The organism is Pseudomonas sp. CGJS7, from assembly GCF_036961695.1.
The window spans coordinates 1-8,935 of the sequence record NZ_JBAMDI010000226.1; the positions used below are offsets into that span (position 1 = coordinate 1).

Annotated in this window: 6 protein-coding genes; 1 reads left to right on the top strand and 5 read right to left on the bottom strand. The window is 66.9% G+C overall.

The genetic code is table 11. From position 1 onward, the window contains the following. Nucleotides 1–279: 279 nt before the first annotated feature. From V7787_RS51275 to V7787_RS51285, 3 genes are all read right to left on the bottom strand, one after another. Nucleotides 280–1,722, bottom strand: coding sequence for a S8 family serine peptidase (locus tag V7787_RS51275; RefSeq protein ID WP_336095211.1), 1,443 nt, complete (start codon nucleotides 1,720–1,722; stop codon nucleotides 280–282). 516 nt (nucleotides 1,723–2,238) lie between these two features. Further along, entirely contained in the window at nucleotides 2,239–3,681 is a 1,443-nt protein-coding gene (locus tag V7787_RS51280) for a S8 family serine peptidase (RefSeq protein WP_336095212.1), read from the bottom strand. 479 nt (nucleotides 3,682–4,160) lie between these two features. Then, the gene (locus tag V7787_RS51285) at nucleotides 4,161–6,047 is read right to left on the bottom strand and encodes a S8 family serine peptidase (protein ID WP_336095213.1); all 1,887 of its coding nucleotides are present in this window, start codon (nucleotides 6,045–6,047) and stop codon (nucleotides 4,161–4,163) included. A gap of 49 nt (nucleotides 6,048–6,096) precedes the next feature. Between V7787_RS51285 and V7787_RS51290 the strand changes: the two genes are divergently transcribed. Next, nucleotides 6,097–6,522, top strand: coding sequence for a hypothetical protein (locus V7787_RS51290; protein ID WP_336095214.1), 426 nt, complete (start codon nucleotides 6,097–6,099; stop codon nucleotides 6,520–6,522). On the opposite strand, the gene V7787_RS51295 is transcribed toward V7787_RS51290, so the two are convergent. Together V7787_RS51295 and V7787_RS51300 are read right to left on the bottom strand one after the other, a co-directional pair. Then, nucleotides 6,512–8,434 (bottom strand): S8 family serine peptidase, encoded by a 1,923-nt coding sequence (locus V7787_RS51295; protein WP_336095215.1) that lies wholly within the window; start codon nucleotides 8,432–8,434, stop codon nucleotides 6,512–6,514. The genes V7787_RS51290 and V7787_RS51295 overlap by 11 nt on opposite strands. 270 nt (nucleotides 8,435–8,704) lie before the next feature. Next, the coding region (locus tag V7787_RS51300) for a hypothetical protein (protein WP_336095216.1) at nucleotides 8,705–8,935 on the bottom strand (231 nt) is incomplete at its 5' end.

Below are 8,935 nucleotides of genomic sequence, written 5' to 3' on the forward strand. Positions count from 1 at the left end.
CGCCGAGTCCGCCCAGATGCGCCTGGCCCGCGAACGCGGGCGTGGCGAGCACAGCGAGTACGGCGGCGGCGAGCAACGCGGTACGGGTGCGGCGGGTGTCGAGATGAGTCGTCTGCATTGTCTTCCTCTGGATCGATAGGGGGCCGGCCGGGGCGGCGCGTGCGCGCCTGGGCCGTGCGGTGGCGAACGCTTGCCGCCATGGATCGGCGGTTCCCGGGCGTCGCGGCGCCCGGTCCGGTTTTGCTCGCGCTCCGGCGACGAAGCGCCGATGCGGTTTCTTCAACGCGCGTCGCGCGCCGCCTTCACCGCGGCGGCCGCGTCCACCAATCCCGGGCCGCAGCCGCCGGAGCATTTGCTGGCGGGAATCGGACGCGCGGTCTGGGCGAGAATCTGCTGCACCCGCGCCGGGCTCAGCGGCACGCTGGCGGCCGAACGCATCAGCGCGACCACGCCGGCAACATGCGGGCTGGCCATCGAGGTGCCGGCCATCGTGCCGTAACCGTTGTTCCTGACCGTCGACAGGATTTCGGTCGACGCGCCGCCGAAGAACGCGTTGTTGCCGCCGGGCGCGGTGATATCGATGGTCGCGCCGAAATTGGAGTAGCTCGTACGCGCCGCGCCGGTGGTGCTCGCCGCCACCGTGATCACGCCGTTGCAGCTCGCCGGCGTCATGTTCGCGGCATCGGCGTTGTCGTTGCCGGCCGCGACCACCACCACCGCATCGCGCGCCAGCGCCGCATCGATCGCCGCCTGCCACGCCGGCGCCTGGCTGCACGCGCCCGACCCGCCGATCGAAAGATTGACGATCTTGGCCGGATTGGGATTGGGCGCAACGCCGCTGACGCTGCCGCCGACGGCCCAGATCAACGCATCGACGATGTCGGAGTCCACGCCGAAGCCATTCTTGGCCAATGCGCGGATCGGCACGATCTTGGCCTGATAGGCGACGCCGGTCACGCCGACGCCGTTGTTGCCCACCGCGGCGATGGTGCCGGCCACGTGCGCGCCGTGATCGATGTTGGAAGAATCCTCCGGATTGGCATCGCGACCGTCGCCGTCCTGGGATGCGCCGCAACCGGCCGGCACCCCGTCGACCGCGCAGATTTCGCGGCTGTAGCCGCTGACCGAACTGACGAAGTCGTAGCCGGGCAGCAGATTGGCGGCCAGATCGGCATGCGCCTGGTAGATTCCCGAGTCGATCACCGCCACCACTTGGCCGCGACCGGTGGCGATGTCCCAGGCGGCCGGCGCGCGGATGCCGGCGGCGGTGTCGCGATAGGACCACAAATCTTTGTAACGCGGGTCGTTGGGAATCGACAACGCGCGCACCATGCCGTCGGCCTGCACGAATTCGACATCGGCATCGGCGGCGATCTGGCGCATCAGCGCTTCGGCCTGATCGCGATCCAGATCGGCATCGGCGCCGATCACCCGGCCGCCCGGCATCACCATCGCGCGCAGCATCTTCAGGCCTGGGCGTTGCTTGAGCGCGGCGCGGCCGGCGGCGGCATCGAGCGAAGACGCCAACGCACCGCGATCGGTCCGCGCGGCGCTGCCGTCGCGATACTTGACGATGAACTGACGGTAGTGCCCGTCGGCTTTCAGATTGTCCAGATACACGCGGCCAGCGGCCGCTGCCGGGCCGGCGGCGGTCAGCGCCAGCACGGTGGCGGCGGCGAGCGTATGCAGACGAAAACGGTGAGATTGGGCGAGCAGCGACATAAGACGATTCCTTGGCGGTGAGCCGAGCGGTGTCGGCGCGATCGGATTCGATGAGCGGTGCCGAAGGCCGCAGCCGCGCGGCACGCCTTCCAATCCCTGGGCGAACGCGGCGACGCGTTCGTCCTTGCACGCTACGCGATCGATCGCTCGACCGAACAGAGCCCGTGTTATCGGCGTAGCCGAAAAATCGAGACACGCCCCTGCATTTTTCGCAATGGTTATTGCGTTCGCATGGACAGCAAGAAGAACAGCGTTTCTTCGCTGTGTTTCGCTGATCTGCGTGAGTCCACAATACCGACGCCACATGCGTGCCGGCACGGTGCGCCACGTGAACATACCCCTCTTACGGCGCACCGTTTCGACCCACGCATCGTGCAATCGAACCTTTCGGATCGAATCAAATCGCCATGCCGACGTCGATCTTTTTCACCCGTTTCCCATCGCGAACGCAAAAAAGAAACCCCGGCTATCGGCCGGGGTTTCGACAATGCATTACGACTGAAGCGATACCCGCGATTACGGCGTGGCGTTGCGCGCCGCCGCTACCGCCGCGGCGGCATCGACCAGGCCGGCTCCGCAGCCGCCGGAACAGTTGCTCGCGGAGATCGGACGCGCGCTGCTCTTGAGGATATGTTCGACCTGGGCCGGCGACAGCTTGGCCCGCGCCGCGGACTGGATCAGCGCCGCCACGCCGGCGACATGCGGCGAGGCCATCGAGGTCCCCGCCATGGGACCGGTCTTGTTACCGCCGATGGTGGAGATGATGCCTTCGGTGGCGCTCGGCCCAATGAAGCTGTCCTCGCCGCCTGGAGCGGTCACATCGATGGTGGCGCCGAAGTTCGAGTAAGAAGAGCGCTTGCCTTTCTTGTTGGAGGCCGCAACGCTGATCGCGCCATTGCAACTGGCCGGACTGAAGTTGGCCACGTCTTTGTTGCTGTTGCCGGCGGCGACCACCACCACCGAGCCATTGGCCACCGCGCTGTCTATCGCCGCCTGATAGACCGGCGCTTGGGTGCACGGCGCGCCACCGCCCAACGACAAGTTGATGACGTCGGCGCGATTGGGATTGGCCGGAACGCCGGACACGGCGCCACCGGCGGCCCAGACGATCGCGTCGGCGGCGTCCGAGGTCAGATTAACGCCGCTGTTGCCGGAGACGCGCAGCGGCAAGATCTTGGCCTCGTACGCCACGCCCACGCCGCCCAGCCCGTTGTTGCCGACGGCCGCGACCGTACCGGCTACGTGTGTGCCGTGCTCCATCTTGGAGGAATCCTCCGGATTGGCATCGCGGCCGTCGCCGTCGCCGGAGCCGCCGCAATTGGCGGGATAACCCGCTTCGGTACAGAGTTTTCCGAGACCGTTCGCGCTGCCGATGAAGTCGTAACCCGGCAACAGGTTGGCGGCCAGATCCGTATGCGCGGCATAGACGCCCGAATCGATCACCGCCACTACGGCGCCGCGGCCGGTGCTCATACTCCAGGCGCTCGGCCCGCGAATGCCCACGGCGCTATCGGCGTAGTGCCACTGTTTGCTCAGCACCGGATCGTTGGGCACGGCGAACAGAGTCTGCAACTCATCGATCTGGACGAACTCGACGTTGGCGTCGGCCGCGATCTGACGCATCAGCGTCTCGGTCTGGGACCGGTCCAGCGCGGCGTCGGTGGCGACTACGCGGGCGCCGCTGAGGATCATCGCGCGAAGCGGCTTCAGCCCCAGGCGTTGCTTCAACTCGCTCGGCAGCGCGACGCGTTCGGCCGCGGCGCTCAGAGAGGCTTTGAGCGGGTTCGGCGCCTGTGTCGGCTCGCTGCCGGAGCGGTACTTGACGATGAACCGGCTGTAATGGCCATCGGCCTTCAGATTGTCCAGATAAACGCGACCGGCCATCGCCGGCGCGGCAAAGGTCAGCGCCAACGCGGTGGCGGCGGTCAGCGCATGGGTGCGGCAAGAAAGCAATTTCATCAGCTGTCGATCCCCTGAATCGGTCAATGCAAATCCGCTTGTCGGCGTACTCAGCGCTTGTCTGTGCTGCGCCGGTGTCGCGGGCGGTGGGTGCTTGGTCAGCGCCACAACTCCACGCTAGTCGCGAACCGCAACCGGGGCAGGGTTCCCCGGCCATCGGCATCCCGACAAAAACGCGACGTCCATCCCATCTGATCCAGTATCAGACTTGTCCTATCCGAGCGACGCATGCGTATGGCAACCGTCGCTGCGACCGCCTCCGACACGCCAATGCCGAGCGTGGCGAATCGACCGCGGCCGATGGAACCGATGCGTCCGCCGCTGCGATGCGACGACGACATTCCCGCGTCGATACCAGCCGCCGCCCGCACGTCGCGGCGGCGACGCAATAAGCCTGCGACGCCCGTGCGTTTCGATGGCCGAAAAAAAAACCCCGGCCGAAGCCGGGGTTCGTGGTTACCGCGCGATAACGGAAACGGTCAGAACTTGATGCTCCAGGTATCGATGCGGCCGACGTCCTGCGCGGCGCGATCGGCGGCGCGCAGCTTCCACGCGCCATTCAAGGCTTCGCTCGACAGATTCACCGTGAACGTGCCGCTGACGTTGGCGCCGTTGCTGCCGGTGCGGTTGTGCAGGTTGTAGACCGAACCGTCCGGCGCGATCAGATCGACGATCAGGTCGCCCTTGTACGGATGGACGATGTTGATCGTCACCGACGCGTTGCTCGGCGCGTTGCCGGTGCGGCCGGACACGGTGATCGTGCTCGACGCGCCGGTGGCGTTGTTGTCGGGGATGTTGACGTCGGTGCCGTTGGTGTAGGTCTGCACGCCCGGGTTCGGGTTGCCGCCGCCGGCGGCCGAAGCCACCGCCGCGCCCGCGTCGACGATGCCCGCGCCGATCGCGCGATCGGGCGTGCTCGGGAACGCGCGCGCGGTGTTCTTCAGCAAGGTGCGCATCTGCTCCTGGGTCAACGGCGTCGGCGCCACCGCCTGGACCAGCGCGGCCACACCGGCGACGTGCGGCGAAGCCATCGAGGTGCCGGTGTAGGACGCGTAGCTTTCGGCCACCGGCCCCTTGGTCCCGCTGTTGAGCGTGGACAGCACGCTCACGCCCGGCGCGGCGACGTCGACGCCCGGACCCCAGTTGGAACCGCCGCCGCCCAGCGCGACCTGGTTGTAACGACGGCCGCTGGAATCGACCGCGCCGACCGAGATCACGCTGCCGCAGTTGGTCATGGTGTAGCCGACCGCGTTGCCGTTCTGGTCGGTGGCCTGGGTGGCGTTGGCGCTGGAGTTGCCGGCCGCCACGACCACGATGGTGCCGCGCGAGACCGCACCGGTCAGCGCGTCCTTGTAGATCTGCGGGCACGCGCCCGGCGCGCGGCTGCCCAGGCTCATGTTGATCACGTCGGCGACGTTGGGATTGGCCGGCGCGCCGGACACGCTGCCGCCCGAGGCCCAGATGATCGCGTCGGAGATGTCGCTGCCGTAACCGCCGCAGCGGCCGAGCACGCGCACCGGCACGACCTTGGCGCCGTAAGCGGTGCCGGCCACGCCCTTGGCGTTGTTGGTGACCGCGGCGATGGTGCCGGCGACGTGGGTGCCGTGCCAGCTGGAATTCTGCGCAGCGTGGGTACCGCCGCACTGGTTGGCGGTGATCCAGTCGCCCGGATCGGCCGGGTTGGCGTCGCGGCCGTCGCCGTCGTTGGCGACGAAGAAACCGCCGGGCGGCAGGCCTTCATCCGGCGGATCGCCGCTGATGAAATCGTAGCCGCCGATGATGTTGGCGTTGAGATCGCTGTGGCTGGCGATGCCGGTGTCGATCACCGCCACCACCACGCCGTCGCCCTTGGTGGTGTCCCACGCGGTGGTCGCGCGGATGCCGCCGTTGCCGCTGCCGAAGCCGTATTGCTCGCTGAAGCGGCTGTCGTTGGGGGTGAAGTACGGCACCATGAACACGTCGTTCTCGACCAGCTCGACGTTCGGGTCGGCGGCGATCTGGCGCATCAGCGCCTCGGCTTCGCTGCGGTTCAACGGGCGGTTGCTGACCACCACGTCCGAACCGTTGCCGGTGCGGCGCAGGCGCTTGAGCGCGACTTCGTGCTTGCCGCCGCCGAAGCGGCCGCTGGCGGCGCTGGCGGCCTTGCCCAGCGACTGGTTGAAGCTGGCCACGTTCTGCCGCGGCGCGGTGCCGGAGCGGTACTTGACCACGAAACGCTGGAAGCTGTTGCCGCCGTCGGCGTCGAGCGTGCCGAAATTGGCGCGGCCCTGGGCCATGGCCGGAGCGAGCGCGAACGCACCCAACGCCAGGACGGTGGCGGCGGCGAGTACGTGTACGGAAGGTTTGCGCGATGAACGGTAGGACATGTGATTACGACCCCTTGGCAAAAGCCGCGATGCGGCGAGAGCGCGCGGCGTGCTCGGTCGTGGCCGGTTGCCTGCGCGTGAGCGGGTGCGGCATGTTGTGCGCACCTTGCAAGCAAATTACGCAGTGCTTACGGCATCGAACAAGCGTTCTTTCCGTGCATTTTTGGGTGGCAATGGCGATGCCGATCACGCAAATGAAAAGCCGTTTCGTTGCGATCGGGCGAACGAAAAACTGCGCATTCACCCTACTCCGGCGCTGATTACCAATAGGAATATGGGTGTGCATCGGCGTCGCCATGCGGTGGGCAGACCGATGAACGGCACGCACCTGAAGCTCGCCGTGCGCGCATTGGGCGACATGCCGCGAATATCCGACGAAAAAAACCCCGGCCGAAGCCGGGGTCGAGTAAACGCATCGCTGCTCGAACGCGGCTGCGTTTACACAGCCGCGCGAAGTCGCACTATCAGAACTTGATGCTCCAGCTATCGATCCTGCCCACGTCCTGTCCGGCGCGATCGGCCGCACGCAGCTTCCAGGTGCCGTTCAACGCTTCGCTCGACAGATCCAGGGTGAAGCTGCCGCTGACGTTGTCGCCGTTGCCGCCGGCGCGGTCGTGGATCTTGTAGACCGTGCCGTCCGGCGCGATCAGTTCGACGATCAGATCGCCCTTGTACGGATGGACGATGTTGACCGTCACCTGCGCATTGGCCGGTGCGTTGCCGGTGCGGCCGGCGACCACGATGCTGCTGGTCACGCCGGTGGCGTTGTTGTCGGGAATCGCGAAGTCGGTGTCGTTGCTGTAAGTCTGCACGCCCGGGTTCGGGTTGGGATTGCCGCCGCCGGTCGCCGCGACCAACGCCGCGTTGGCATCGACGATGCCGGTGCCGATGGCGCGGTCGGGCGCGACCGGGAACGCACGTGCGGTGTTCTTCAGCAGCGTGCGCATTTGCTCATGGGTCAGCGGATCCTTGACCGCCGACTGCACCAGCGCGGCCACGCCGGCCACGTGCGGCGACGCCATCGAGGTGCCGGTGTAGCTGGCATAACCTTCGGCCACCGGACCTTGTCTGCCCGTATTGAGGGTCGACAGCACCTCTACGCCCGGCGCGGCCAGATCCACGCCCGGCCCCCAGTTGGAGCCGCCGCCGCCCAGCGCGACCTGGTTGTAACGGCGGCCGTTGGAATCCACCGCGCCGACCGAAATCACGTTGCCGCAGTTGGTCATGGTGTAACCGACCGCCTGACCCTGGGTGTTGGCCGCCTGGGTCGCGTCGGCGTTGGAATTGCCCGCCGCGACCACCACCACCGTTCCGCGCTGCACCGCGCCGGCCAGCGCGTCGCGATAAACCTGCGGGCAAGCGGTGGGCCCGGTGCTGCCCAGGCTCATGTTGATGACGTCGGCCACGTTGGGATTGGCCGGCGCGCCCGGCACATTGCCGCCCGAGGCCCAGATGATCGCGTCGGAAATATCGCTGCCGTAGCCGCCGCACTTGCCGAGCACGCGGATCGGTACGATTTTCGCGTTCGGCGCGGTGCCGGCCACGCCGACGCCGTTGTTGGTCACCGCCGCGATGGTGCCGGCGACGTGGGTACCGTGCCAGCTGGAGTCGCGGTTCTGCGCCGGCACCGGCCGGCCCAATCCGTCGACGCCGCAATCGCCACGGTTCATCCAATCGCCCGGGTCGGCCGGATCGGCGTCGCGGCCGTTGCCGTCGTTGGCGATGAAGAAGCCGTTGCCCGGCAGGCCGGCGTCGGCCGGATCGGCGCTGATGAAATCGTAGCCGCCGATGACGTTGGCGTTGAGGTCGCTGTGCGCGGTGATGCCGGTGTCGATCACCGCGACCACCACGCCGTCGCCCTTGCTGATGTCCCAGGCGGTGCCGGCGCGGATGCCGCCGTTGCCGACGCCGAAGCCGTACTGCTCGGCCAGGCGCGGATCGTTCGGGCTGTAGTACGGAACCATCAGGATGTCGTTCTCGACCGACTCGACGTTGGGATCGTTGGCGATCTGGCGCATCAGCGATTCGGCTTCGAAGCGGTTGAGCGCGCGATCGCTCAAGACCACGTCCGAACCGTTGCCGGTGCGGCGCAGGCGCTTGAGCGCGACCGCATGCTTGCCGCCGCCGAGGCGTCCGCTGAGCCCGCTCGACGCGGCGCTCAGCGAGCGATTGACCGCGGCGGCGTCCTTGCGCGGCGCGCTGCCGGAGCGGTACTTGACCACGAAGCGATGGAACTTCTGGCCGCTGTCGGTGCCGAGGGTGCCGTAGTTGATCTTGGCGGCGGGACCGCCGGCCATTGCCGGGGCCACGACCGAGGCGGCGAGCGCGATCGAGGTGGCGGCGGCGAGCAAGTGCAAGCGATGGTGGTGGTTGGAACGAGACTTCATGGTGGAAACCCTGAGTAAGCGCCGATGGGCGGCAAAGTGAACCGTTCGTCGGTATCAACGAAGCAAGCGTCGAGTCACGACCAACGTGGCATGGATGCGTTGTTCGCATCTCCGATTTCCACGCTAGCGACGCACGGTGGTTCGACAAGCGGTTTGCGCGGATCGCGCGCGCTTACAAATGCAGCGAGCATCGCAATTCGAAACAGTGTGACAGTCGAAAAGAGCGCAACGATAAAGTGCGAATCCACCCTACCCGGCCGATTTTCCGCTTCATCCGAAGACGCTCGCATCTGTGACAACGCTGCTATAAACATGCTGTTTTATTGCGATTTCATCGAAACGATCGCACAGAGTGGCACGATGCCGCGAGCGATCGCCGCTGCGCGCCCGCTCGGAATCCAGCAATTTACAGTTGCCATTTCGCGGCGCTGTCGTCGGCCCGAATAAGCCGTCGCGGTCGCAAGCCTTTGGGTTCATGCCGCGAAAAAAAAAGCCCCGGCT

Bases quoted from the DNA above. Each gene is read 5' to 3' on its own strand.
- V7787_RS51285 (WP_336095213.1), bottom strand. From the start codon at position 6,047: ATGTCCTACCGTTCATCGCGCAAACCTTCCGTACACGTACTCGCCGCC.
- V7787_RS51275 (WP_336095211.1), bottom strand. From the start codon at position 1,722: ATGTCGCTGCTCGCCCAATCTCACCGTTTTCGTCTGCATACGCTCGCC.
- V7787_RS51295 (WP_336095215.1), bottom strand. From the start codon at position 8,434: ATGAAGTCTCGTTCCAACCACCACCATCGCTTGCACTTGCTCGCCGCC.
- V7787_RS51280 (WP_336095212.1), bottom strand. From the start codon at position 3,681: ATGAAATTGCTTTCTTGCCGCACCCATGCGCTGACCGCCGCCACCGCG.